Origin of the sequence: Alcanivorax jadensis T9, from assembly GCF_000756655.1 — a bacterium.
Lineage (GTDB): Bacteria > Pseudomonadota > Gammaproteobacteria > Pseudomonadales > Alcanivoracaceae > Alcanivorax > Alcanivorax jadensis.
In genome coordinates this window covers 245778-271326 of the sequence record NZ_ARXU01000002.1, presented here as the reverse complement: position 1 = coordinate 271326, position 25549 = coordinate 245778, and the positions used below count along the sequence as shown (strand labels likewise).

Here is a 25549-nt window from a genome sequence, read left to right as displayed (position 1 = left end):
TTCACTCCCTAAGCCCGTTCGCCGTCAGCCCCTCAATCTTCCACTCTCCGTCCTCGCGCCAGTCGCTCACCACCCGGTAGCTGTCGGCGTTGTCGGGCATCACGCTTTGCCCGCCCCAGGCGAAGGCGGTGAAGGTGACGCGGGCGTGGCGCTGGGTAACCGGATCCAGCTCGATGTTGATCTGGGTGAGTGCGAGCTGACGCTTCGGGTAGCGCAGGAAAGTGCCCATCACCAGGCGCCGAAGCTCGTCGCGCTGCAGGATCTGGCCGCCACGCTGAATCTCTGCCGGATCGGTGAGGGCATCCATAACCGTGCCGGTATCGCCGGCTTCTATGGCTGTCTCAAGCTTTTCCAGAGCATCCAGAATGGCTTGCTCCGGTGGTGTTTTGTTGCAGCCAGCGATCAACAGTTGCAGGGCAATCAGCAGCAGGTATGCTGAAATCTTTCTGCAGACAAGTGCAGTTCTCATGGCGTTATTTCCCTTGCCGAACAGTTATCGGCAGTCTCTGGTGCCGGTGGGTCAGGGGCATCAGCTTTATGTGGAAGAAAGTGGTAACCCGAACGGCGTGCCAGTGATCGTGTTGCACGGTGGCCCCGGTGGCGGTTGCTCGCCGTTCATGGGCCGCTTTTTCGATCCCCGGCGGTTTCGCATTATTCTCTTCGACCAGCGGGGTAGTGGTCAAAGCCGTCCCTTTGCGTCTACCAGCCACAATACCACCTCGCATCTGATTGCTGATCTGGAATCTCTCCGCGAGGCCCTTGGGGTGGAGCGATGGCGAGTGTTTGGTGGTTCCTGGGGCGTCACTCTGGCTCTGGCCTATCTGGCGGCGCATCCGCAGCGAGTCGTCGGTATGGTGCTGCGGGGCGTCTTCCTCTGTCGTCAGCAGGATCGTGACTGGCTTTATACGTCAGAGGGTGCGGCGCGGCTGTTCCCTGAAGAATGGGCTGCATTACAGAAGCAGGCCCCGCCTGGCGAGGGGAGCCTGCTGCAGCGCTATCATCAGGGGCTGAAAGGAGATCGTGCCCGCTATCATGCCCGCAGCTGGTGTAACTGGGAGTCCACGCTGGCGTTAACGTCGGTGCTACCGTCCGGTGAAGCCAGTGACGATGAGTTATGCATGGCCATGCAGGAAACCCATTATTTTCTTCATGATGGTTTCCTGACAGCGCCGTTGCTGGAGGCTTGTGCCGGCATGACCCTGCCGGTGGAAATGGTTCACGGCACCCGGGATTTTGTCTGCCCGGCGGATCAGGCCCTTGCTCTGCATCAGGTATTGCCAGGCAGTCGACTCCACTGGGTGGAAGGGGGCAGTCATTCTTCCTCCGACCCGGCGATTTCCAATGCACTGATGGATGCGGTAAATCGACTGGAAAAGAGGATTGACGATTGAAGGTGTTGTTGCAGCGTGTCAGCGAAGCGTCGGTGACGGTGTCCGGTGATTGTGTGGGGCGCATTGGTCAAGGTCTGCTGTTGCTGGTTGGCATTGAGCCCGGCGACGATGAGGCTACGATTGCGCGTATGGCCGAGAGGACGGTGGGATATCGGGTGTTTGCCGACAGTGATGACAAGATGAACCTGGATGTGCGAGATATTCATGGCGCAATTCTTGCTATATCCCAGTTCACTCTGGCGGCAGATACCCGCAAAGGGCGTCGGCCCAGCTTCAGCAAGGCAGCCCAGCCGGAGCAGGGCAAACAGCTATACGAGGGTTACCTGCGGGAGCTGGAGAAACAGAATATTCCGGTGCGCAGCGGAGTCTTTGGTGCCGATATGCAGGTTCAACTCGTCAATGATGGACCCGTCACATTTCTTTTGAGCTCGTGACACCGGTTTTGCAATTGTATTGCAAAGGTCCTCGCCTTGTTTATGATGAAGTTTGTTACCTGATTACGGGTGACGGGGAGAGCACTGAGCAGCATCGCTGCAAAAGGGTTGCGAAATACAGCCTGGTGCTGTGAAGTATCCCCAGGGACGACATATAAAAACTTGGAGGTATCTCAGGATGAAAAAGACGCTTATCGCTGCCACTCTGCTTGGCGCTTCTACTTCTGCCATGGCTGTAGCACCGGGTGGTCCGGGCTGTGGTTGGGGCAACTTGTTGTTCGAAGGCAACTCCGGTCTGCCCATGCACCTGCTGGCGACCATTGTGAATGGCACCTCCGGCAACGCCACCTTTGGTATGACTACCGGCACCAACGGTTGTGATACCAATGGTTCTCTGACCTACAGCGGCCAGAGCCTGCTGGGTATGACCGGTGTGATGGAAGAAGTGGCTCAGGATATGGCAACCGGTGAAGGCGAAGCCCTGACCGCACTGTCCGTATCCATGGGCATCGAAGCTGGCGACCGCGCTCGCTTCAATGCTGCCATGCATGAAAACTTTGCAGTTATCTTCCCGCACCAGGATGTGACTGCCGAAGAAGTCATGGCCAGCATCACCGAGGTAATGAAGCAGGACCAGAGCCTGTCCAAGTACCTGGCGTAAACGGCTAGCACGTTTACCGACAAGCCCCGCCCAACGGCGGGGCTTTGTTTGTCTGATCTGAAATCACGGATTCAGGTCTGAATTTCCCCCGCCCGAATCACGGATAATACCGGATGCGCACTGGACTGTTTTGTGTGCTGCTGTGCTGGATTGCCCCGGCGTTGGCCGCGAACTCCTCTCCCTCATTGGTTGATCTTGCCGCTTCATCACGATGGCAGGCTCTCATGCATGTAAATCCCGGTGCCACCCTGCGTGACCGGGGACGCAGTTATATCGACGACGACAATTATTTTCTGGCAGACAATGGCAAGGATGATGTGCTTGCCGAATTGCGGGCAACGGCTGCTGCGCTTGAGCCGGCAGAAGCCCCGGATCGTTGTCGTTTCCCTGCCCGCTATCGTTTCCTGGCCGGGCATTTCAATTGGCAGGATGATACGCCGTTTGCCCACTGCGAGGATTATTCCGAATGGCGTGCTGCGGTACAGGCCAGTCGGGCAGTGCTGGTTTTTCCTGCGGCTTATCTGAACAGCCCGTCTTCCATGTTCGGTCACACTCTGTTGCGCCTGGATCAGGGCGAAGGCAGTGCCGTGTGGTTGTCCTGGGCGGTGAACTTCGGTGCGGTATCCAGCGAGGCCGACAATTCCCTGTTTCATATTTACCGGGGTCTGGCGGGTGGTTATCCCGGGCGATTTGCCCTGGTCCCTTACGTGCAAAAAATTCAGGAATACTCCCACATGGAAAACCGCGACATGTGGGAGTACACCCTGGACCTGGATCAGCAGGAAATTGACTGGCTGATTGAGCATCTGTGGGAATTGAAGGACATCAATTTCGATTACTACTTTTTTGATGAAAATTGCTCCTTTCGTTTGCTGGAGCTGGTGGAGGTAGCACGTCCGGGGTCGCAGCTGCTGACAGAATTACGGTTTGCCGAAGTGCCGGTGAATACGGTGCGCGCCCTGGATGACCGGGATCTGATCAGCGAGCGCCACTACCGGCCCTCCAAGGCGGTGGAGCTGGATAACCTGCGCCGCCAGATGACGCCGCGCCAACAGAAGCTGGCCCGGCGTCTGGCGGATGATCCCGGTTTAATGGAATCGGAAGAATTCCTGCAAGCCGGTGCGGAGCAGCAGGCGCAGATGGTCACCACAGCCTACCGCTATCTGCGCCTGGTCAACCGCAAGGGGGCACGGGATCCAGAGGTCGCCAGGGATTCCTTTGTCTTGCTGACAAAGATGAATCAGTTGCCCAGGGTCGATGTGCCGGAAACGCAGGACCCCGAGCCGCCGGAAGCCGGCCATGGCACCCAGATGCTGGCGCTGGCTGGTGGTCAGCGCGAAGGAAACCAGGATTTTGGGGAACTGAGTTACCGGCTGACCTATCATGACTTGCTGGATAATAATTACGGGTTTCTGCGCGGAGCACAGATCCAGGGGCTCGGACTGACGTTGCGCAGCACGGAATCCGGTGATCCACGACTGGAAGAACTGGATGTGGTGAGCATTCGCTCGCTGGCCCCCCGTAACCGCTTCAGCAAACCGCTGAGCTGGTATGTGGAGGGTGGCCTGGAGAGAGCCTGGGCGGGGCGTCGCAGACTGGTTCGCTATGTTCAGGGCGGTGCGGGTGGCAGCTGGGCCATGGGGAACTGGCAGCCTTACCTGTTAACCAGCCTGCGAATGGAAAATAATAGCGACTTCGATACCTTCCTCACCCCCGGGGCCGGGCTGGATGCCGGTCTGCTCTACCAGCGTGGGCGCTGGCAGTGGCAAGTGGGGAGCGTGGGGCATTACTTCAACAACGATACCTATCGACATACCTCCGAGCTTGCCGTGCACTGGGCGTTTGCCCGACAGCACGGACTGCGGGCATCGCTGAGCCGGGAAGGCTGGCGCGGGGATGGTGATAACGAGTTCAAACTGCAATGGCGATGGTACTTCGACTGATCCTGCTGACTGGGCTGGCCATGGCGCTGGCCGGCTGCAGCAAACTGTTCTTCTATCCCATGGAGCCCTGGGTACAAAACCCGGAAAACCAGGGGCTCAGCTACGAGGATGTGGTGTTGATCCATCCGCGCGGGCTGCGCCTGCATGGCTGGTGGCTGCCGGCAGCCGGTGATGGTCATGTGCGTGGCACCGTGTATTTTCTTCATGGCAATGCTCAGAACATCAGCACCCATCTGGCCAGTGTGCAATGGTTGCCAGAGCAGGGGTATAACGTTTTTCTCCTTGATTACCGTGGCTATGGTTTGTCAGAGGGAAAGCCGAAACTGCCGGCGGTGTTCGACGATGTGCAGCTGGGGCTGGACTGGTTGCGCAATGCCAAGAGTGCCGAGGGCCCGCTGACAGTGTTTGGTCAGAGCCTGGGGGGCGCCATGGCAGCGACGGTGCTGGGAGATGCCGAGAATCAGGGTGCGGCGGACTGCGTGGTGCTGGAGGCGGCGTTTGCCAGTTATCGGGGTATCACCAATGATGTGATGAAAGGCAGCTGGTTGCTGTGGCCGCTGCGTTGGTTGGTGCTACCGGGTATGCCCGGCACCGACCTGGACCCGGAATCCCGTATTGCAGGGGTGGCACCGACGCCCTTGCTGGTGATGCACAGCGAAGACGACCCGATTATTCCCTATGACCACGGCAAGCGGTTGTTTGCTGCTGCCAGCGAGCCGAAAACGTTCCAGCGCTTGCGTGGCGGGCATATCGAAAGCACCCGGGATCCGTCGGTGCAGCAACGCATAGTGGATTTTCTGCAGCACAATGGCTGCGCCGCACCGGCACCAGCGCCACCGGCCCGTGATGACGGTATGGATGGCCTGGCGCCGTTGCCGTTGCCGCCAGCGCCAACCGGCAATAATGGCTACCGCTTTTAATGAAGGAGGCTGCCGAGCGCGAGACTGTGCGTAGGGGGTAGATTAGGCCAAAGGGCGTAATCCACCATAAGGTGGGAGAGTGTTCGATGTGCCTGGTCTGGTGGATTACGCCTTCGGCTAATCCACCCTACGGGTCGGGCGTCTCCTGCTGTTTCTGCTTTTCCCGACGTATCAAACGCGCGGCCATCAGGCCAACCTCGAACAGGAACCACATGGGCAGCGCCAGCAGGGTCTGGCTGATGATGTCCGGTGGTGTCAGCAGCATGCCTACCACGAAGCAGCCCACCACCACATAGGCGCGGGCGCTGGCCAGTTTTTCCACTGTGGTGGCCCCGGTACTGACCAGCAGCACGATGGCGATGGGTAACTCAAAGGCCAGCCCGAACGCCAGGAACAGGGCCAGCACAAAATCCAGATAGCTGCTGATGTCCGTGGTCACCGCCACCCCTTCCGGGGCAATGGCGGTAAAGAACTGGAACATCAGCGGGAATACCACGAAATAGGCAAAGGCAGCGCCGGCGTAAAACAGCAGCACGCTGCTGCCCAGTAGCGGGATGGCCAGGCGTTTTTCATGCCGGTACAGGCCAGGTGCCACAAAGGCCCAGGCCTGATGCAGGATAAAGGGCATGGCCACGAAGATGCTCAGATACAGGGTTAGTTTGAAGGGCGCCAGGAACGGCGAGGCGACGCCGGTGGCGATCATGCTGGTACCTTCCGGCATGGCCTGCATCAGCGGTTTGGCCACGAGGGTGTACAGTTCTCGAGAGAAATAAAACAGCCCCAGGAACACCACGGAGATGGCTGCCATGGCTTTGAGCAGGCGATTGCGCAGTTCCAGCAAATGGGCAATCAGTGGCTGGCCGGAATCGTTGCTGGCGTCATTCATGGCGCGGTGGTTCCTGGGTTTTTTCACTGTCGTCGGCGGAGTCCGCTTGCGAGTCGCGGGGGGTTCTCGCCTTGGCAATCTGTTCCGGGCTTAGCAGGCTTTCTTTGGCGTCGCGGATGCTGTCTTCATCCAGGCCCATCTCGCGCATCTGTTTTTCCATGCGTTCGCGCATGTCCTGGGTGACCGCTTCGCGCTCCAGTTCGCTTTTCAGATGATTGAAGGTGGAGCGGGCACGACCGATCCATTGCCCCAAAGTGCGCGCCACCGTGGGAAGACGCTCGGGGCCAAGCACCACCAGACCAATGACGAAGATCAGGGTAAGTTCGGCAAAGCCGATATCGAACATGGAAACCTCTTAACGGGGCGTTGGAGAAGCCGAAAGCCCGGGCCAGATCAGGCTTGTTCTTTTTCCTTGTCCTTTTCGGTTTTTTGTTCGGGAGCCTCTTTCTCTTCGTCGGCCAGGCGCTTCTGATCCTGCTCTTCCTCGCCGTCTTTCATGGCATTTTTGAAGCCTTTTACGGCTCCGCCAAGGTCGCCACCCATATTGCGCAGCTTCTTGGTGCCGAACAACAGGACCACGATGGCCAGAAGGATCAGTAACTGCCAAATGCTGATGCCGGAAAACATGCTGTCTCTCTCCAGTAGGTCAGGCGCCGATAGTCAGGGCGGTTCAGTGCTTGCTGCCGCGCGCCGCTTTTTCGTCATGGCCGGACAGGCCGAAGCGGCGCTCCAGTTCTGCCAGTACCTTGTCAGGGTGTTCTCCCAGTTTGGCCAACATGACCAGACTATGGAACCACAAATCTGCGGTTTCGCTGATCAGCGCATCGGTTTTGCCGCTGACCTCCGCGTCGCGGGCGGCGAGAATGGTTTCCACCGCTTCCTCGCCCACTTTTTCCAGGATCTTGTTCAATCCTTTGGCGTACAGGCTGGCCACGTAGGAGCTGTCCGGGTCGGAGCCCTTGCGGGATTCAAGCACCTGATGGAGCTGACTGAGTATATCTGACATAGCGTTTGTACTTTCTTTATTGTTGGCGCCTGCTGCGGGCGGGCGCCGACGGATTATCCGGTGTGCCGCAGTGCGGTGCCACAGTCTAGCGCCGCCAGCTCCAGCTCACCAGCAGCATGGCAGCCGCGGCCAGTGGCCAGCTGAAATGGGGGGTTGCCAGCCACACGGCGGTGCCGGCGCAGCCCAGGCCGGCCAGACCGGCAAACAGCTTGTGCCGATGGCGTAACAGGGCCTGTTCGAAGCGGGCTTCCAGGCGGTCCTGTTGATAGGGCAGTTCGCGCAGGCTTTCCAGACCGTCGCGCAGCAGATCCGGCATGTCTGGCAGCTGGGCGGTCCACTCCGGCATGCGGTTCTGCAGCTTTTTTAGCGTGGCGCTGGGCCCGTATTCGGCCAGCATCCAGGCCTCCAGCAGCGGCCGTCCGGTGCTCCAGATATCCAGTTGCGGGTAAATGCTGCGCCCCAGCCCTTCGATATGTACCAGGGTCTTCATCAGCAGGATGTACTGCACCGGCATTTCGATGTGGTAGTTGCGCGCCATATCGAACAGCTTCATCACCAGCGGCGCGAATTCCAGCTGGTCCAGTTGGGCGGAGCGCACCGGCTCGACAATGTCGATCACGGCCCGCTCAAAGCGGGGGCGGTCGATGGGGGCGGTATTCCAGCCGGCGCGGATCACCGCATCCACCAGGGCGCTGTAATCCTCGCGCATGACGGCCAGCACCATGCGGCCCAGCACGTTCAGGTCTTCCTTCGACAAGCGCCCGGCGATGGCCGCATCCACGGCCATATACTGGGGGGATTCCGGGTGTTCCGGGTTGACGAAGATGTTGCCCGGGTGCATGTCCGCGTGGAAAAAGTTGAAACGGAATACCTGGGAAAAGAAGATCTCCACGCCCCGTTCTGCGAGCACCTTGGGATCAATGCCGGCAGCCTTGATGCGCTCGATATCATTCACCGGGATGCCGTGAATGCGATCCATGATGATCACGGTGGGACTGGACAGCTCCAGATGAATGGCCGGGATATGCAGCAGCGGGCTGAACAGGAAGTGCCGGCGCATGGTTTCGCTGTTGCGGGCCTCGGCGGCCAGATCCAGTTCGCCAAGGATGATGTCCCGATAATCCTGTACCACCCGGGCCGGGCGGAAATAGCGGGCATCGCGCCACAACCGTTCCAGCCAGCGGGCGCCGAAGGCCATTACCTTCAGGTCCCGGTGCACCACCGGACGGATGGTGGGGCGCAGTACCTTGGCCACCACCTGTTGGCCATTGTGCAGGGTAGCGGCATGGACCTGGGCCACGGAGGCGGCGGCCATGGGCGTTGTGTCAAAGTCGAGGAATACCTCATCGAAGGGTTGGCTCAGGCTGGCTTCCACCAGATCCCGGGCCTGTTGCCCGTCGAAGGGCGCCACCTGGTCCTGCAGTCGGGCCAGGGCGCTGGTCCACTCCGGTGGCAGCATGTCCTGGCGGGTGGCCAGCAGTTGGCCGAACTTGATGAAGATGGGGCCGAGGCGTTCCAGGGCCTTCTGCAGGCGCTCGCCTTCGCTGAGTTTGCCGGTGCCAAGCCAGCTTGAAGGTACCAGGAATGACAGCATCAGCAGCACATTGCGCAGCGGATGCGAGGGCAGCAGGGCAATCAGCCGGTAGCGGCACACCACATGGGCGACCACCAGAATGCGGGTAACGGGCAGCATCAGTCGGTGGCGCTCCCGTTGCTGGTATTGCCGGACCGTGCAGTGCGCAGGCGCTGGATACGGGCATCCAGACGGTCCACGTCCATGCGCAGCTCGTCCACGTCCTGACCGAATTCGTAGACGTCCCGGCGCCCGGGGGTCAGGCCGGATTCGTTGCCCACGTAGTCGGCCAGTTGCTCGGTCAGCCGACCGGCGGCCTGGCGGGCCCAGCCGAACAGGCGACGGGCGCTATAATCCAGTTGCTGGGCCAGTTCCGAGCCGGTCACCGGCTCTAGGATGGCGCCCCAGTCGATTTGCAGTTCACGGGCCAGTTGCTGCATTTCCTGCAACAGTTCCCGGTTGCCGCTGATATCCACCGGGCCGCCAATGACGCCGGGGCGGGTATTCCAGTTGAGCAGCAGGGAGGCCAGGTCCATGGGGTTGCCCTTTACCGTGACATCCGCGTTGGCATCGCTGCGGTGATATAACTCCACCCCGTCTTCCACGATCAGCGCATAGATGGCCAGCGGCGGTAAGGTCACCTCGATGGCCAGCAGGCGCCCGGCATGCAGCGCCAGCCGGTCGGCGCTGGCCGGATCGGAGCGCAGGGCGGTGTTAATGGCTCGTTCCACCGTAGCCAGAGCGGTGGTGGAGAGGAGGCCGGGGGAGCGGGACTGGTCTTTCAGACTCAAAATTTGAACCCTCTGTGCAGCGCCACGATGCCACCCAGCATGTTGAAGTATTCGGTACGGGCGAAGCCGGCCTGGTCCATCATCCCCTGCAGAGTGTCCTGGTCCGGGTGCATGCGGATGGACTCGGCCAGGTACTGGTAGCTGTCTGCGTCATTGACGATCAGCTTGCCCAGTTTGGGCCATACGCCGAAGGAGTACAGCTCGTAGGCCTTGGCCAGGGGCTTGTGCACCGGGGTGGAAAATTCCAGTACCAGCAGCCGGCCACCGGGTTTCAGTACCCGCAGCATGGAGCGCAGGGCGGCATCCTTGTCGGTGATGTTGCGCAGGCCGAAGGCAATGGTGATGCAGTGGAAGCTGTTGTCTTCGAAGGGCAGGCATTCGCCGTTTACCTGGGCGACCTGGGTATTGTGGCTGCAACCCGCGTCGAACAGACGGTCGCGGCCCACTGCCAGCATGGCGTCATTGATATCTGCCAGCACCACCTGCCCAGTTTCGCCGACAAGACGGGAAAACTTGATGGCCAGGTCACCGGTGCCGCCGGCCAGATCGAGTACCTTGTGGCCCGGACGAATGCCGGCAAGTTCGATGGTCATGCGCTTGAGCAGGCGATGGCTACCCATGGAAATCAGGTCGTTCATGACATCGTATTTGCCCGCCACCGAGCGGAATACGCCAGCCACTTTCTGCTGCTTTTCCTGCCACGGTACCTGCTGGTAACCGAAGTGGGTGACCTTGGTTTCGTCGTTCATGTCAGTCCTCGAAGGGGGCCGGGTGATGGTCGTAGACCTTCTGCATGATGGTCTCTTCCCGTGCGGCCAGCTGCTCCAGCAACAGGCCCACACTGGGCACTGGCTTCATCACCCGGAAGCTGCGATCCATGAAATCATACAGGTTCGTAAAGCCTGCCGCATGGGCCGGTCTGCGTACCATGCGAAAGGTGGTCTGTATCATTCGCGAGCGGATATAGCGGTCCAGCCGATGGCCAAGCTCAGCCACCAATTGTAGCTGGCGCTGGCGGGCAGGGTGATGGCTTTGCTGGCGAAACCCCTTGAGGTAGGTCAGCTCCGTGAGCGGTTGATCCAGCTCGTCACTCAGCCAGTCGGTGACCTGCTCGTCCAGCTCCTGGGTGAGAATGGCGGCCTCCAGAGCGCTGGCGGAGGTGGCCATGACCTTGTCCGGCAGCAGCTTCATGGCCTTGGGCAGGGCGCGCCGGATTTCCCGGGCCACCGGTAGCAGCTCGCGACCACCGTAGACTTCCTCGAGGAGAAAACGGATGCCCTCCGCCGTGGCCGGAGCGTTCAGAAGATGGCGATGGGTGTGCTTGAGACGTTCCCCCTGCCAGTCCTGTAGACGTTGCAGGCGGGCGAGAAACAGGGTGTCGTCGCCATGCTGGCGCAGGGCAAAGAAACGGTCCAGATAGTGTTGTAGTTGTTCGCCGGCGGTCATGGTTTTTCCTCCGGCGGGGATCATAGCAGGAAAGGGGGTGGACGACGGAAGTCAGGCATCCAACACTTGCAGGTTTCGTGTCAGATGCCCGACCTCAGACGCGGGCCATCAGAGGATGTAGCGGCTCAGATCCTCGTCATCGGCCAGCTCACCCAGATAGCGGTCCACCGCTTCGGCGTCGAGTACCAGCGCCTTGTCGTGGTACTGGGTGGCCAGGGAGTCGGCATCGTAGCTGATCTCTTCCAGTAGCTTTTCCAGTACCGTGTGCAGACGGCGGGCACCGATATTTTCGGTGCGCTCGTTGACCTGCCAGGCCACCTCGGCGATGCGCCGGATGCAGTCGTCGGTGATCTCCAGATTAAGCCCTTCGGTGTCCAGCAGGGCCTTGTACTGCTCGGTGAGCGAACATCTGGGTTCGGTGAGAATGCGCTGGAAGTCATCTGGCGTCAGCGCGCTTAGTTCCACGCGAATGGGCAGACGGCCTTGCAGCTCCGGGATCAGGTCGCTGGGTTTGGACAGGTGGAAGGCGCCGGAGGCGATGAACAGGATGTGGTCGGTTTTCACCATGCCGTATTTGGTAGACACGGTGCAGCCTTCGATCAGCGGCAGCAGATCGCGCTGGACCCCTTCCCGGGATACATCGGTGCCGCCGCTTTCGCCGCGTTTGGCCACCTTGTCGATTTCATCCAGGAACACAATGCCGTTGTTTTCCACCGCATCAATGGCCTGCACCTTCAATTCGTCTTCATTGACGAAACGTGCCGCTTCCTCGTCGCGGATCAGTCGGTAGGCTTCGCGGACACGCAGTTTCTGGGTGCGCTTGTTACCGCTGCCGCCCATTTTCGAGAACATCTGCTGCAGCTGGCTGGTCATCTCTTCCATGCCTGGCGGTGCCATGATTTCCACCCCGGCCGGGTTGCTGGACACCTCGATCTCGATTTCCTTGTCGTCCAGCTCACCCTCGCGCAGTTTCTTGCGAAAGATCTGACGGGTGCTGTTGTCGGTCTTGTTCTCTTCCTCGCCGCGGGCGGCGGGTAGTAGGGCATCGAGAATGCGTTCCTCTGCGGCATCATCAGCCTGGCTGCCGACGCGGGCGATGGCTTTCTCGCGTAGCATCTTGATGGCCATTTCCACCAGGTCACGAATGATGGATTCCACATCGCGGCCCACATAGCCCACTTCCGTGAACTTGGTGGCCTCGATCTTGATAAAGGGGGCATCGGCCAGTTTGGCCAGGCGGCGGGCAATTTCGGTCTTGCCCACGCCGGTAGGGCCAATCATCAGAATATTTTTGGGCGCCACTTCAGCGCGCATTTCTGCCGGAAGCTGCATGCGACGCCAGCGGTTGCGTAGGGCCAGGGCAACGGATTTTTTCGCCGGCTCTTGGCCGACAATGTGCTTGTTCAGTTCATGAACAATTTCGCGCGGGGTCAGGTTTGGCATCGGATTACCAGCTCAATTCTTCAATGGTTTGCTGTTGATTGGTGTAGACGCAGATATCGCCGGCAATGGTCAGGCTCTTCTCGACAATATCTCCGGCAGCCAACTCGGTGTTGTGTAGCAGGGCGGTGGCGGCTGCCTGGGCAAAGGGTCCACCGGAACCGATAGCGATCAGGTCGTTTTCCGGCTCAATGACATCGCCATTGCCGGTGATGATCAGTGAGGCTTCCTTGTCGGCCACGGCCAATAGAGCTTCCAGGCGACGCAGGGCGCGGTCGGTGCGCCAATCCTTGGCCAGCTCTACAGCGGCACGGACCAGATGGCCCTGGTGTTTTTCCAGTTGCGCTTCAAATCGCTCAAACAGGGTGAAGGCATCGGCGGTGCCGCCGGCAAACCCGGCAATGACCTTGCCGTGGTAGAGGCGGCGCACCTTGCGGGCATTGCCTTTCATGACGGTGTTGCCCAGTGACACCTGGCCGTCACCGCCAATCACAACGCTATTGCCGCGGCGTACGGATACGATAGTGGTCACGGTAAGCTCCTTTTATAGTGGTTTTGCAGATGTGGGGCTGGCGATAAGGGATTCAAGGGAAGAGAGGGCATTTGATGATTGATAGTGGATAGCTCGCGAGGGGGTTTGGTGCCGGGCCAGCAGAGGGTGCGCTCATGGTTTCGTTGCGACGTCTGCGCTTTGAGAGTCACAGCCATGGATTGGGTCGTTATCAATTATCCATTAGCCGCAGGAGCTTGATCCCGCCTCGCTTGCGGGCAAGCTCCTGCAGTTGGAACGTCCTCACTTCTTCATCTTGATCGGCAGGGTCTCAATGCCATTGCCGGCCAGTTGATCCTGGGCCCGGTGCATGGCGTTAAGGTTGTCGTAGGGGCCGATCATGACCCGGTGCCAGCTGTCTCCGCTTTCCAGGTCCACGGACTGAATGGAGGCATCGAAGCCCTTCAGGATCAGCTCGGCACGGCGGCGGTCGGCATCCTCGTTGCGGCGAAAACTGCCCGCTTGCAGCAGATAGCGCTCGCTGCTGGAGCGTGTGCCGGCGTCCGGTTTGCGTTCGCTGGTCGGTTTGTCCTGAGCGGGTTTGCGGCTGTCCCGGCTGCCAGAATCGGTTTCATTCTGCGGCACGATCACTTCCATCTTCGGCAGTACTGCGTAGAAATCGAATTGCGGGGAATCGTCGCTGCTGTCCTTTTTCGGTGCTGGCTTGGCCGGTTTGGCGGGCTGCTCCGGCTTCTGTGCCACCTTGCCGTTATTTCCTTGCTCCAGCTGGGTCTTGCCCAGGTGAAACAGGAACGCCACAAACAGGCCCACCATCAGCCCGGTGAACAGCCACACCCAGCCCGGGACCTGGCGTTGCGTCTTCTTGCGTACCGGGCCGCGGCTGGCCCCTCGTTTGCTGGTGTTCTTTGCCATGGGGTGTCCTGTGGTTCTCGGCTACATCCGTTCGAGCGGGCTCAGGCCCAGCAGTTCCATGCCCTGTTTCAGGGTGCGGGCGGTAAGGGCTGCCAGCTTCAGGCGGCTCTGTTTGAGGGCCTCATTGTCGCCGGAGAGGATCGGGCAATGCTCGTAAAAAGTGGAAAACAGGCCGGCCACGTCATACAGATAGGTGCAGAGCAGGTGTGGCAGGCCTTTTTCGGCCACGCTTTCCAGTACTTCCCCGAATTGCACCAGGCGGGCGGCCAGTGCCTGCTCCGCGTCTTCCTGAAGCTGGAAGTCACCGCTGACCTGGGCCATCTCCAGACCGGCCTTGCGGAATACGCTGGCCACCCGGGTGTAGGCGTAGAGCAAATAGGGGGCGGTGTTGCCTTCGAAGCTGAGCATCTGCTCGAAATTGAAGATGTAGTCACTGCTGCGGTTCTTCGACAGGTCCGCGTATTTCACTGCGCCAATACCCACGGCGTGGGCGATGGTTCGCAGGTCCTGGTCGTCCAGTTGCGGGTTCTTGTCCTTGACCAGGGTATAAGCGCGTTCTTCAGCTTCGTCGAGCAGATCAATCAGTTTCACGGTGCCGCCGTCGCGGGTCTTGAACGGGCGACCGTCCGGGCCGTTCATGGTGCCGAAGCCCATGTGTTCGAGCTCGGTGGGCTCAGGCACAAAGCCGGCCCGTTTGGCCAGGCTGAACATCTGCTGGAAGTGCAGGGCCTGACGCTGGTCCACGAAGTAGAGCATGCGGTCGGCATGCAGGGTGCCGGCCCGGTAGCGCAGGGCGGCCAGGTCGGTGGTGGCGTACAGATAGCCACCGTCGGCTTTCTGCACGATCACCGGCAGCGGGGCACCTTCCTTGTTCTTGAATTCGTCCATGAACACGCACTGGGCGCCCTGATCCTCGCTGAGCAGGCCTCTGGCGTCCAGATCGCTGACCACTTGCGCCAGGTCATCGTTGTAGGCGCTTTCACCGCGCACGTCCGCTGGAGTCAAGCTGACGCCCAGGCGGTCATAGACGGCCTGGCAGTGGCTCAGGGAGACGCTGTTGAATTCCCGCCACAGAGCCAGGCAGTCTTCGTCGCCGGCCTGAAGTTTTACTACCAGGCTGCGAGCGCGGGTGGCGAATGCGTCGGATTCGTCAAAGCGCTGCTTGGCGGCACGGTAGAAACCTTCCAGGTCTCCTAGCTCGCGGGACAGCTCGGTGTCGCTTTCCTCGCTTTTCTGTTCGTCCAGGTAGGCCAGCAGCATGCCGAACTGGGTGCCCCAATCGCCCACGTGATTCTGGCGAACCACCGCGTGGCCGAGGAATTCCAGGGTGCGCACCACTGCATCGCCGATGATGGACGAGCGCAGGTGCCCCACGTGCATTTCCTTGGCCAGATTGGGGGATGAGTAGTCCACCACCACGGTCTGTGCCTGCTCAGGGCGGGGTACAGCAAGGTATGGGTCCGCCAGTGCCTGATCCAGCAGGCCGGTGAGCCAGTCATCGGCCTGGAAAAAATTGATAAAACCGGGGCCGGCGATTTCCACTTTGGCCACGGCGTTGTCCGCCGGCAGGGCGGCAATCAGTTTTTCCGCCAGGTCGCGGGGCTTCATGCCAGCGGGTTTGGCCAGCATCAGCGCGATATTGGTGGCGAAGTCGCCGTGGCTCTTGTCCTTGGTGCGGTCGATCTGCGCCGGGCGCTTGGCCTCGGCGGGCAGAGCCCCCTCGGCAATCAGGGTGTCCAGGGCGCTGTCGATCAGGGTAATCAGGCGTTCTTTCATGGCATTCTTTTGTGGAGGGCATCTGGGCCGTTCGATTGGGCGGCGATTGTACGGGAAATGGCGGGATTACGCAGCACGGGACACGCAGCGCGCGCCCCGCGGTCCACAGCATGCTGCCTTCTCACAACATATCAATTGGATCCACATCCAGATGCCAGCGGCACTGGCGGGCGGTGGGCAGGGTGCGGGCCTGTTCCAGCAACAGGCTGATGGCCTGGTGCAGGGGGGGGCGGCTGGTACATTGCAGCAACATCTGGGTGCGGTAGCGGCCGGCGCGTCTTTCCATGGGGGCGGGGACCGGGCCCAGCAGGTGCACGTCCGGGGGCAGGGGAATACCTGCAAGCTGCTGCAGAAACTCCATGGCCTTGTTCATGCTCATGGCTTCGCAGCGGAACAGGGCCAGGTGGCCGAAGGGGGGCAGGCCGGCCATCTTCCGTTCCTCCAGCAAGGCGCTGGCCAGGGCCGGGTAGTCGCCGCTGGCGGCCAGTTGCAGGAGTGGGTGGTCCGGGTGGCGGGTCTGCAGCAGTACCCGCCCCTGGTTTTCCCGGCCGCTGCGGCCTGCCACTTGCAGCAGCAGTTGGGCGGCCTGTTCCGGGCCGCGAAAGTCGGCGCTGAGAAAGCCGGCATCCATATCCAGAATCACTACCAGAGACAGTTTCGGGAAGTGATGCCCCTTGGCCAGCATCTGGGTGCCCACCATTACCACCGGGTTGCCTTGCTGGATGGTGGCCAAGTGGGCGTCCAGGCTGCCCTTGCGGCGGGTGGCATCCCGGTCGATGCGGATTACCGGCACCTGTATTGACTGTTCCAGCAATTCGGTGAGTTTTTCGGTGCCGCTGCCAGCTTCATGGATGGCGCTGGAGCCGCAGTCCGGGCAACGCGATGGCACCCGTTGCTGATAGTCGCAGTGGTGACAGCGCAGACTGCCTTCGCTGCGGTGCCAGGTGAGGAAGCTGTCGCAACGGCGGCATTCCGCCTGCCAGCCGCAATCCTGGCAGAGAATCATGGGGGCGTAGCCGCGCCGGTTGATAAAGACCAGGGCCTGGTTGCCCTGCTCTACGCAGTGTTTTATCGCCTGCAGGGACTGGGGGAGCAGTGGCTGGCCGGGGGCGGCCAGGGTGCCATCGAGGATTTCGATGGGCGGGCGTCCCTGATCCGTGGCCCGTTGCGACAGTTTCAGCCATTGAAAGCGCTCTTGCCGAGCGAGCTGCAGTGTTTCCAGGGCTGGGGTGGCGCTGCCGAGTACTACCGGGATGTCCAGTTGCTGGGCTCGCCAGGTGGCCAGGTCGCGGGCGTGGAAGCGAAAGCCATCCTGTTGTTTCAGCGAGGCGTCGTGGGCTTCGTCGACGATGATCAGGCCCGGGTCGGCGAGCGGGGTAAAGATGGCAGAACGGGTGCCGATGATGATGCGTGCCTTGCCATCCCGGGCGGCCAGCCAGTTGTCCAGCCGTTCCCGGTCGCTGAGTCCGGAGTGCAGGGTGACCACCGGCACGGCGAAGCGCTGGCGGAAGCGTTGCACGGTCTGCGGTGTCAGGCCGATTTCCGGAATCAGCACCAGTACCTGCTTGCCGGCGGTGAGATGCGCGGTCATGGCCTGTAAGTAGACCTCGGTCTTGCCACTGCCGGTGACACCGTCGAGCAGGAAGGGGGTAAACCCCCTGGCTTCCTGCAGGGCACGGATGGCCTTGCGCTGTTCTGCGTTGGCGGCCAGGGGCGGCTGGGCCAGAATGTCCTTGGGCGGCGCGTCATCGTCCAGAGCCACCTGCTCCGCCCAGCCCTTGTCTCGCAGGCTGGCCAGGGTGGCTGAGGGAACCTCCAGGGCGGCGAGCATGGCGCTGCTCAGCCCCTTGGGGTGATCCCGCAAGGTGTGCAGGGCCTGGCGCTGGCGGGGAGCCCGGCTGACCTGGTCGTCGCTGACATGGTGGCCCCGTTCGGTAAGCTGCCAGCGCTTTTCCTGGCTCGCTTCGGCGTCGTTGCCCTGGCGCAGCAGGGCCGGCAGGGCGTAATTGAGGACCTCGCCGAGGGGGTGGTGGTAGTAGCGGGCGGCCCGTTCGCACAGCTGGTAAAGCTCTGTCGGCAGGACAGGGCTGTCGTCCAGTACCCGTTGAACGGCTTTGAGTTTGGGGTAATCGCTGTTGCCGTGACCGTGGACCAGGCCCACCAGGGTTCGCCGACCGAAAGACACTTGTACCCGGCAGCCGCGCGGAGGCGGGGTGTCGCCCGGGTACAGGTAGTCAAAGCAGCCTGTTAGCGGGACCGGCAGGGCAATTTGCAGGGTTTTCTTGGCTGACAAGGGCGTTCCTGAAGACTGCTGCGCCAAAGAGCCTTCAAATAGGCCCTCAGCGCTTGCGGATTGGGATTAAGCTGTTATGATTCGCCTTCTTTTTCCCAGACGCAAGCCGTGTGGTGCCTGTCGTAGAGCCAGGTAGCGACACATATTGGAGCTCAGCCATGAAACCAGAGATTCATCCCGAATACCAGGCAGCGACTTATACCTGCAGCTGCGGTAACGTTATTGAAAGCCATTCCACCCGCGGTGGTGCGATGGACCTGGACGTTTGTTCCGCTTGCCATCCTTTCTATACTGGCAAGCAGAAGCAAGCCGACAGCGGTGGCCAGATCGACAAGTTCAAGCAGCGCTTCGGCATGATGCGCAGCAAGAAGGACTAAACAGCGTTTTCACCGCAGTTTATGTAGCCTTTAAAAAGCACCCTGCGGGGTGCTTTTTGCTTTGAGATCTTGCGTACACAGTGTTTAGCCTGACAGTTTAGCCCGACTAGGGACCAGCGGAGACCAGCATGTCTGAGGATTTGAGAACGGCGGCCCTGGAATACCACGCCAAACCGCGGCCAGGGAAAATCAGCGTTGAGGTGACCAAGCCGGCGGCAACCAGCCGTGATCTGAGCCTGGCCTATAGTCCGGGTGTGGCGGAACCGGTGCGCGAGATCGCCCGGGAGCCGGAGCTGGCCTACCGCTTTACTGCCAAGGGCAATCTGGTGGCCGTGATCAGTGATGGCACTGCCATCCTGGGCCTTGGCAATCTGGGTGCGCTGGCGTCCAAGCCGGTGATGGAAGGCAAGGGGATTCTGTTCAAGCTGTTTGCCGGTATTGATGTGTTCGATATCGAAGTGGACGCGGAAGACTCCCAGGCCTTTATCGACACTGTGGTGCGTATCCATCGCACGTTTGGCGGTATCAACCTGGAAGATATCCGGGCGCCGGAGTGTTTCGAGATCGAGCGCATCCTTAAAGAGCAGTGCGATGTGCCGGTCTTCCACGATGATCAGCACGGTACCGCCATCGTGGTGGGGGCCGGTCTGATCAATGCGCTGGAAATCCAGAAAAAGCGTATCGAAGACATCAAGGTGGTCTGTGTGGGTGCCGGCGCCGCTGGCGTGGCATCGGTGCGGCTGCTGATCGAGATGGGTGCGCGCAAGGAAAATATCCTGGTGCTGGATCGCAAGGGCGTGATTCATAGCCGTCGAGACGATCTCAACCAGTACAAGGCGGCGCTGGCCAACGATACCGACAAGCGCACCCTGAACGATGCAGTGGAAGATGCGGATGTGTTTATCGGTGTTTCCGGCCCGGATATGCTGACCCCGGAAATGGTCAAGAAGATGGCCCCTCGGCCGATCATCTTTGCCCTGGCCAATCCGGATCCGGAAATTCGCCCGGAGGTGGCCAAGGCGGCGCGCCCGGATGCGATCGTGGCTACCGGTCGTTCCGACTTTCCCAACCAGGTGAACAATGTGCTGTGTTTCCCGTACATGTTCCGTGGTGCGCTGGATGTGCGCTCCACCTCGATCACCGAGGAAATGAAGATCGCTGCGGTGCACGCCATTGCCGAGCTGGTGCGCGAAGCGCCGCCTCAGGAAGTGCTGGACGCTTATGGCGGTGAGCCGCTGACCTTTGGCGCCGACTACATCATTCCCAAGCCCAATGATCCTCGTCTGTTGGGCCGTGTGTCCTCGGCGGTGGCTCGTGCGGCGGTGGATTGTGGTGTGGCTCGCAAGGGGTATCCCTCGCACTATCCGTTGAGCTCCCTGGATGAGATTTTCCCGGAGTTGTGATGGGGCGCGCTTGATCCAAGACGCTTGATGCAAGACGAAAAAACCGCCGAAAGGCGGTTTTTTTATGGGCCTGTCGAACCTGATGCTTGACGCGAAAACGCTGTCCTTAAAGTGATTAGCGTCAGGCGTCAGGCGTCAGGCGTCAGGCATTAAAATATCTGTTCCGGCGCGCTGTTGCTGCCGCCGGGGCCGCGCTGGGGTTCTATTTCCGGCACTTGGTCCTCAATAAAGTACTCGCGGATGGCATTGGGGTTGTCCGGGCGCGCTAGCAGGCCGCTGTCGGGGTCGATCCGCACGGTGGAGATGCCGGAGGGTTGTTCCAGCTGTCGTTCCGGAACCCCTTGCAGGGCAGGGCCCATGTAATCGATCCAGATTGGCAGGGCCGCCTTACCGCCGTATTCGCCCCAGCCCAGGTTGGCCGGGTTGTCGAAGCCTACCCAGACAGTGGCCACCAGGTCCGGAGAATAGCCGGAGAACCAGGCATCCACCTGGTCGTTGGTGGTACCTGTCTTGCCGGCCAGGTCGTCACGGCCCAGGGCACGGGCCTTGTTGCCGGTGCCTACCCGAATCACGTCCTGGAGCATGGAGTTCATCAGCCAGGCAATGCGCGGATCCAGTACCCGGGGGGCCATGACCGGTTCTGGCTGAATTGGTGTGCCCGGTTTGTCGGCGCTATCCTTGTTGTCCGGATCCGATGGCTCCGGCGACGACGCCAGTTCGGGGATCTCGTCCTCCAGTTTGAGGGGCGGCAGACAAGGGGGCTCGCACAGAATGACGTCCGCTGCCTGCCAGAGGATGTCGCCATCCGCATTTTCAATGCGCTGAATGGCCCAGGGGGTCACCCGGTAGCCACCGTTCGCGAAGATGCCGTAGGCGCTGGCGATATCCATCGGAGTGACGCTGGCACTACCCAGTGCCAGCGACAGGTCACGCTGAAAGCCGTCAGCGGGCAGGCCGAAGCGCTTCAGAGTGCCCATGGCCTGGCTGATGCCGATCTGACGCAGAATGCGAATGGAGACCAGGTTCAGGGAGCGATACAGGGCCTCGCGCATGCGGGTGGGGCCGTAGAACTTGCCGCTGGCGCCGGTGGGGCGCCAGGCGGTTTCCAGTTTGTCGTCATCGAACACCACGGGCGCGTCATTGATGATGGAGGCAGGTGTGAAGCCGTTCTCCATGGCCGAAGTATAGATAAAGGGTTTGAATACGGAGCCTGCCTGGCGCTCACTTTGCACGGCTCGGTTGAAGTTGGAAGCCGAAAAGCTGTAGCCGCCCTGCATGGCGAGCACGGCGCCGGTGGCCGGGTCCAGTGAGACCAGGGCGGATTGCGCGACGGGCAACTGGGCCAGGCGCCAGCGGCGGTTATCGTCGGGGCCCACCGGACGGACGCGGATGATGTCGCCCCGGGTTAGTACATCGGCGGCTTTCTGGGGCTCTTCGCCGACATATTTGTTGTTGAGCTGGGGGCGGGCCCAGCGGATATCATTCCAGGCCAGTTGGGCGCGCTTACCATCGCGGAACAGTATGTCTGCATCCTGTTCGCCAACGCGGGTGACGATGACCGGTTGCAGGGGGCCGATTCGTTGCTGGTTGCGGATCATCTTTACCCAGCGGGCGACGTTCGGATCCAGTCCGGTAATAGTTTTCTCGATTTCCGCTTTTTCTGCCTGAGCAGGCAGTTCGCTCTCTTCTGTTGGAGGTTGTTCGCTGTCTGACACGTCGATGGCTGATAATGCCGGGGCTTCGCTGATATCCTGCTGCACTACGGGGCCGCGATAGCCATGGCGCTCATCGTAGCTGTGCAGGCCGGTGCGCAGTGCCTGAACGGCCGCTGTCTGGCGCTTGCTGTCGATGGTGGTGATGATGCGAATGCCATCGGTAAAAATATCCTGCTCCACCAGTTTCGCAGCCTGCAGGCGGACCATTTCGCCCACATAGGCGGCGTCCACCTCGGGCTGGGCGGCATGGAAGCGGGCGCTTACCGGTTCGGCCTGAGCTACCTTGCGAGCCTCAGGAGTAAGAACACCGGTTTCTTCCATGCGAAACAGGATCCAGTTGCGCCGCACCCGCGCCCGTTCCGGGTTGGTGATCGGGTTATAGGCTGAAGGGGCCTTTGGGAGGCCGGCGATCATGGCCTGCTGGGCGATATTGAGTTCTCCCACCGATTTGCCGTAATAGACTTGGGCGGCGGCTTCGGCGCCGTAGGCCCGGTGCCCCAGATAGATTTTGTTCAGGTATAGCTCAAGTATCTCTTCCTTGCTGAGTACCCGCTCGATTTGGATGGCCAGGACAATCTCGTTGAATTTGCGCAGAAAGCGCTGGTCCCGGCTGAGGAAGAAGTTACGCGCCACCTGCATGGTGATGGTGGAGCCACCGGAGCGGATTTCCCGGTAGCGGGCCAGTTCCACGGCGGCTCGTACGAGACCCTTCAGGTCAACGCCATTGTGTCTGAAGAAACGCTCATCTTCGGCAGCCAATACCGCCTGGACCAGGGTTTCCGGCAATTCCCCGTAGGATACCGGTTGTCGGCGTTTTTCCCCGTATTCAGCAATAAGTTTTATATCGCTGCTATAAATGCGCAGGGGAATCTGGTATTCCACCTCGCGGATCTGGCTGGCTGGTGGCAGTTGTGGGGCCAGATACAGATAGCTGGCGGCCAGAATGGATAGCCCGCTACCGGCGCCGGCAATCAGGAGAAGGAGCAGGTATCGGGTCCAGGAGGGTAAGCGCATGTTTTCGACAACTACTGGCTGGTATCGGTAGAAAGGCCTAGCGGGCCCGTGAAGTGGGTCATTATATGGTGGAAAGGTTGTTGTGATCTAATATCTGTTCTGCTATTACTACACCTAAAGTGATTCGACATAAAAAACGTGTAAGTGTATCTTTATCAAGAAAAAACACTTTAATAATAACCAGACGGGACGACAACAGTGCTGCCTTTCCTCAGAAAAAAGGCCCAGACACTACTGGGGATCGACATAAGCTCCACGGCGGTGAAGCTGCTCGAGCTGTCGAAATCGGGGAACCGCTACAAGGTCGAAAGCTATGGGGTTGAGCCCCTGCCGGCCAACGCGGTTGTCGAAAAAAACATCAGTGACGTGGAGGGCGTCGGGGATGCTATCGCCCGTCTGGTGAGCCGCGCCCGTCCCGGGGTCAAAGCCGCGGCGGTGGCGGTGTCCGGCTCTGCCGTGATCACCAAGCTGATTGAAATGGACGCCTCTCTCAACGAAGACGAGCTGGAAAGCCAGCTGAAAGTGGAGGCGGATCAGTACATCCCTTTCCCGCTGGATGAAGTGCGTATGGACTTCCAGGTCATGGGGCCTGTTGAAGGTAATGACGAGCGCGTGGAAGTGCTTGTGGCAGCGTCTCGCACCGAAAACGTGGAAATGCGGACCGACGCTCTGGAGATTGGTGGCTTGCAGGCCAAGGCGGTGGATGTGGAAGCCTATGCCATGGAGCGGGCTTTCCAGCTTGTGCTGCCGGGTCTGCCCAACGCTGAGGAGCTGGAGACCGTGGCGGTCTTTGATATCGGTGCCACCATGACCACGTTGAACGTCTTTCATCAGGGTCGCAGCGTCTATACTCGTGAGCAGTTGTTTGGTGGTAAGCAGCTGACCGAAGAAATTCAGCGGCGTTATGGTATTTCCATGGAGGAGGCTGGCCTGGCCAAGAAAACCGGTGAATTGCCCGATGATTATGAGGCGGAAGTCCTTCAGCCTTTCAAAGATGCTGTCGTTCAGCAAGTCAATCGCTCCTTGCAATTTTTCTACGGCTCCACCCAGTTCAATGAGGTGGACTATATCCTGTTGGCCGGCGGGTCGGCTTCTATCCAGGATCTGGCAGAGCTAATCCAGGAGAAGGTTGGTGCCAACTGTTCCGTGGCCAACCCGTTCAGTGATATGGCACTGGCAAACAAAGTGGGAGCCTCTGCCATTGCCAATGATGCGCCAGCACTGATGATCGCCTGCGGCCTGGCATTGAGGAGCTTTGACCAATGACAACAACAATTAACCTGTTGCCGTGGAGAGAAGAGCGTCGTAAGCAGCAGCAGCAAGAGTTTGTCATGATGCTGGTGCTTGCTGCTATCGCGGGTGGACTCATTTTCTGGTTGTGGAAGGGGTATGTGGATCAGCAGATCTCGGACCAGCGAGCTCGAAACAGTTTTATCCAGACGAAGTCGGCAGAATTAGAGGAGAAAATCAAGGAAATCAAAGAGCTAAAAGCTCGGCGAGAGGAACTTGTTGCTCGTATGGAAGTGATTCAGAGCTTGCAAGGTAATCGGCCTACAATCGTTTATGTGTTTGACCAGCTTGTTAAGACCCTTCCGGATGGCGTCCATTACAGTCGAATAGAGCGAAAGGATGGGGAGTATACGATTGAAGGTGTGGCGGAGAGCAATAACCGCATTTCCAGGTTGATGCGAAATTTTGATAAGTCCGCATGGTTCCGGCAAGCAGCATTGCAGAGCGTTGTTGCACAAGAGAATCAGTCTGGGGCAAATAGTTTTGTGCTGACGGTCTTGCAGGACACTCCAAACAGCAAAAATGAGGAAGAAAAACAATGAAAACCTCTGAGCTGAAAGATATGGATTTGAGGGAGTTAATCGACCAACTTAACTCTCTTGATTTTGAAAATGTAGGGGGCTGGCCAGCACCGGCTAAAGCGGGTGTGGCTACTCTTGTCTTATTGGTTGTTTTGGGTTTGGGTTATTTTTTCTTTATCGCGGATGCGAACCAGCTGTTAGAGCAACAGCGCAACGAAGAAATATCGTTATTGAAGAGCTATGAGAAAAAAGCTTTTGAAGCCCATAATCTGGATCAGTTCAGGGCGCAGCTCGTCGATATGGAGCAGACTTTTGGGGCGTTGCTCAAGCAGCTGCCCAAAGAAACTGAGGTTCCCGGTCTTCTTGAAGATATCACTCACACAGGTCTCGGTAGTGGCTTGGAGTTTGAAGAGATAAAACTGGAAGATGAGGTTGAGCAGGAGTTCTATGCAGAGCTCCCGATCAAGGTCACCGCTATCGGCGACTATCATTCCTTTGGCGCTTTTGTTTCTGGTGTTTCCGGGTTGCCCAGAATCGTGACGCTGCATGATTTTTCTATATCTGTTCCTGATGAGGGGAAGGGCAAAGAAAAAGAGATGGCTTCTCTTGGCCTTCTCCGCCTAGATGTCACAGCGAAAACTTATCGCTATTCCAGCAATGACGGGGCTGTCACAAAGAATGCCTCCGCAGGTAAAAATAAATAGGTGGGGTATGCGTAAGTTAATAGCTTTCAGTGTGGCGATTTTTGCTGCCTTTGGTCTTGCAGGATGTAGCGGCGGAAGCGGGCTGCAGGGCTTGGAGTCTCGACTTGAAGAAATCAAAGCTCGTCCCAGAGGGAGAATAGAGCCGCCACCCGAATTCAAGCCAATTGCGACTTATTCATATGCCGCACATAAACTTCGGTCACCGTTCAGTAAGCCGGTAGACGAAACTGGAGCGTTTATTCCCGACGGACGCAATGTGGAGCCTGACATGGGAAGGCCAAGAGAGTACTTGGAGCGTTTCTCTCTGGACGCCTTGACAATGGTTGGTACGATTTCCCGGCCTGGCGGGGAGCTTGAAGCGCTCATCGCTGATCCAGGTGGGGCTGTTACGCGAGTGAGGCCAGGCAGTTATTTAGGGAAAAATTTCGGTGAAGTGCAGGCTGTCAGTGAAACGAAAGTTCAGCTTGTGGAAATCGTTCCAGATGGACGAGATGGCTGGGTAGAGCGCGCCAACTCCGTCTCTATTGCTGAATAATGATCGC

The 25549-nt window shown here is 59.6% G+C and carries 26 protein-coding genes; 11 read left to right on the top strand and 15 right to left on the bottom strand.

The genetic code is table 11. The features are described from left to right. Position 1: 1 nt before the first annotated feature. The gene (locus T9A_RS03690; RefSeq protein ID WP_035245162.1) at positions 2-469 is read right to left on the bottom strand and encodes a nuclear transport factor 2 family protein; all 468 of its coding nucleotides are present in this window, start codon (positions 467-469) and stop codon (positions 2-4) included. Between T9A_RS03690 and pip the strand changes: the two genes are divergently transcribed. From pip to T9A_RS03665, 5 genes are all read left to right on the top strand, one after another. Then, a complete protein-coding gene (gene pip / locus T9A_RS03685; protein ID WP_035245161.1) occupies positions 468-1391 on the top strand; it encodes a prolyl aminopeptidase in 924 nt (307 codons plus the stop codon). The two genes, T9A_RS03690 and pip, sit on opposite strands and share 2 nt — an antisense overlap. Next, entirely contained in the window at positions 1388-1825 is a 438-nt protein-coding gene (gene dtd / locus T9A_RS03680) for a D-aminoacyl-tRNA deacylase (protein WP_035245158.1), read from the top strand. Before pip ends, dtd begins: the two co-directional genes overlap by 4 nt. Before the next feature lie 178 nt (positions 1826-2003). Next, the gene (locus T9A_RS03675) at positions 2004-2486 is read left to right on the top strand and encodes a DUF3015 domain-containing protein (protein WP_035245157.1); all 483 of its coding nucleotides are present in this window, start codon (positions 2004-2006) and stop codon (positions 2484-2486) included. 113 nt (positions 2487-2599) lie between these two features. After that, positions 2600-4429: an Lnb N-terminal periplasmic domain-containing protein gene (locus tag T9A_RS03670; RefSeq protein WP_035245156.1), complete on the top strand. Its 1830-nt coding sequence runs from the start codon at positions 2600-2602 to the stop codon at positions 4427-4429. Next, positions 4408-5349, top strand: coding sequence for an alpha/beta hydrolase (locus T9A_RS03665; protein ID WP_035245155.1), 942 nt, complete (start codon positions 4408-4410; stop codon positions 5347-5349). The genes T9A_RS03670 and T9A_RS03665 overlap by 22 nt, the downstream gene beginning before the upstream one ends. A 127-nt stretch (positions 5350-5476) precedes the next feature. On the opposite strand, the gene tatC is transcribed toward T9A_RS03665, so the two are convergent. The 13 genes from tatC to T9A_RS03600 all read right to left on the bottom strand — a co-directional run bounded on the left by tatC (position 5477) and on the right by T9A_RS03600 (position 17983). Continuing rightward, positions 5477-6235, bottom strand: coding sequence for a twin-arginine translocase subunit TatC (gene tatC / locus T9A_RS03660; RefSeq protein ID WP_035245154.1), 759 nt, complete (start codon positions 6233-6235; stop codon positions 5477-5479). Continuing rightward, positions 6228-6581, bottom strand: a complete 354-nt coding sequence (tatB, locus tag T9A_RS03655; RefSeq protein WP_035245153.1) for a Sec-independent protein translocase protein TatB — start codon at positions 6579-6581, stop codon at positions 6228-6230. The genes tatC and tatB overlap by 8 nt, the downstream gene beginning before the upstream one ends. Positions 6582-6628: 47 nt before the next feature. After that, positions 6629-6862, bottom strand: coding sequence for a Sec-independent protein translocase subunit TatA (tatA, locus tag T9A_RS03650; protein WP_035245152.1), 234 nt, complete (start codon positions 6860-6862; stop codon positions 6629-6631). A gap of 43 nt (positions 6863-6905) precedes the next feature. Continuing rightward, positions 6906-7241, bottom strand: a complete 336-nt coding sequence (locus T9A_RS03645; RefSeq protein ID WP_035245151.1) for a phosphoribosyl-ATP diphosphatase — start codon at positions 7239-7241, stop codon at positions 6906-6908. 85 nt (positions 7242-7326) lie between these two features. Next, positions 7327-8934: an AarF/UbiB family protein gene (locus tag T9A_RS03640; RefSeq protein WP_035245150.1), complete on the bottom strand. Its 1608-nt coding sequence runs from the start codon at positions 8932-8934 to the stop codon at positions 7327-7329. After that, positions 8934-9605 carry a ubiquinone biosynthesis accessory factor UbiJ gene (locus T9A_RS03635; protein ID WP_035245149.1) on the bottom strand — a complete coding sequence of 224 codons (672 nt, stop codon included), beginning with the start codon at positions 9603-9605 and terminating at the stop codon, positions 8934-8936. Before T9A_RS03635 ends, T9A_RS03640 begins: the two co-directional genes overlap by 1 nt. Continuing rightward, positions 9602-10354: a bifunctional demethylmenaquinone methyltransferase/2-methoxy-6-polyprenyl-1,4-benzoquinol methylase UbiE gene (gene ubiE, locus T9A_RS03630; RefSeq protein ID WP_035245148.1), complete on the bottom strand. Its 753-nt coding sequence runs from the start codon at positions 10352-10354 to the stop codon at positions 9602-9604. Before ubiE ends, T9A_RS03635 begins: the two co-directional genes overlap by 4 nt. Position 10355: 1 nt before the next feature. Continuing rightward, complete coding sequence (locus T9A_RS03625; RefSeq protein WP_035245147.1) at positions 10356-11051, bottom strand: DUF8198 family protein; 696 nt, start codon at positions 11049-11051, stop codon at positions 10356-10358. A 108-nt stretch (positions 11052-11159) separates the two neighbouring features. Beyond that, positions 11160-12494 carry an ATP-dependent protease ATPase subunit HslU gene (gene hslU, locus T9A_RS03620; RefSeq protein ID WP_035245146.1) on the bottom strand — a complete coding sequence of 445 codons (1335 nt, stop codon included), beginning with the start codon at positions 12492-12494 and terminating at the stop codon, positions 11160-11162. Positions 12495-12498: 4 nt separating this feature from the next. Continuing rightward, positions 12499-13023 carry an ATP-dependent protease subunit HslV gene (gene hslV / locus T9A_RS03615; RefSeq protein WP_035245145.1) on the bottom strand — a complete coding sequence of 175 codons (525 nt, stop codon included), beginning with the start codon at positions 13021-13023 and terminating at the stop codon, positions 12499-12501. 261 nt (positions 13024-13284) lie between these two features. Continuing rightward, a complete protein-coding gene (locus T9A_RS03610) occupies positions 13285-13914 on the bottom strand; it encodes an SPOR domain-containing protein (RefSeq protein ID WP_035245144.1) in 630 nt (209 codons plus the stop codon). Positions 13915-13935: 21 nt separating this feature from the next. Further along, positions 13936-15690, bottom strand: coding sequence for an arginine--tRNA ligase (gene argS, locus T9A_RS03605; protein WP_035245143.1), 1755 nt, complete (start codon positions 15688-15690; stop codon positions 13936-13938). Between the two features lie 121 nt (positions 15691-15811). After that, positions 15812-17983 (bottom strand): primosomal protein N', encoded by a 2172-nt coding sequence (locus T9A_RS03600; RefSeq protein WP_035245141.1) that lies wholly within the window; start codon positions 17981-17983, stop codon positions 15812-15814. Between the two features lie 158 nt (positions 17984-18141). Between T9A_RS03600 and rpmE the strand changes: the two genes are divergently transcribed. Further along, a complete protein-coding gene (gene rpmE / locus T9A_RS03595) occupies positions 18142-18360 on the top strand; it encodes a 50S ribosomal protein L31 (RefSeq protein WP_035245139.1) in 219 nt (72 codons plus the stop codon). Positions 18361-18488: 128 nt separating this feature from the next. Continuing rightward, positions 18489-19763 (top strand): malic enzyme-like NAD(P)-binding protein, encoded by a 1275-nt coding sequence (locus T9A_RS03590; protein ID WP_035245137.1) that lies wholly within the window; start codon positions 18489-18491, stop codon positions 19761-19763. A gap of 149 nt (positions 19764-19912) precedes the next feature. Here the strand turns inward: T9A_RS03590 and T9A_RS03585 are convergent, their stop codons facing one another. Then, a complete protein-coding gene (locus T9A_RS03585; protein WP_035245135.1) occupies positions 19913-22492 on the bottom strand; it encodes a penicillin-binding protein 1A in 2580 nt (859 codons plus the stop codon). Between the two features lie 198 nt (positions 22493-22690). Here T9A_RS03585 and T9A_RS03580 point away from each other — a divergent pair, with 198 nt between their 5' ends. Genes T9A_RS03580 through T9A_RS03565 form a run of 4 tightly spaced genes read left to right on the top strand, consistent with a single transcriptional unit; the run spans position 22691 to position 25542 of the window. Continuing rightward, positions 22691-23758, top strand: a complete 1068-nt coding sequence (locus T9A_RS03580; RefSeq protein WP_035245133.1) for a pilus assembly protein PilM — start codon at positions 22691-22693, stop codon at positions 23756-23758. Continuing rightward, positions 23755-24324 carry a PilN domain-containing protein gene (locus T9A_RS03575; RefSeq protein WP_035245131.1) on the top strand — a complete coding sequence of 190 codons (570 nt, stop codon included), beginning with the start codon at positions 23755-23757 and terminating at the stop codon, positions 24322-24324. The genes T9A_RS03580 and T9A_RS03575 overlap by 4 nt, the downstream gene beginning before the upstream one ends. Beyond that, entirely contained in the window at positions 24321-25007 is a 687-nt protein-coding gene (locus T9A_RS03570) for a type IV pilus inner membrane component PilO (protein ID WP_156964814.1), read from the top strand. Before T9A_RS03575 ends, T9A_RS03570 begins: the two co-directional genes overlap by 4 nt. A gap of 7 nt (positions 25008-25014) precedes the next feature. Further along, positions 25015-25542, top strand: coding sequence for a pilus assembly protein PilP (locus T9A_RS03565; protein WP_052042465.1), 528 nt, complete (start codon positions 25015-25017; stop codon positions 25540-25542). The last annotated feature ends 7 nt before the right edge of the window (positions 25543-25549 follow it).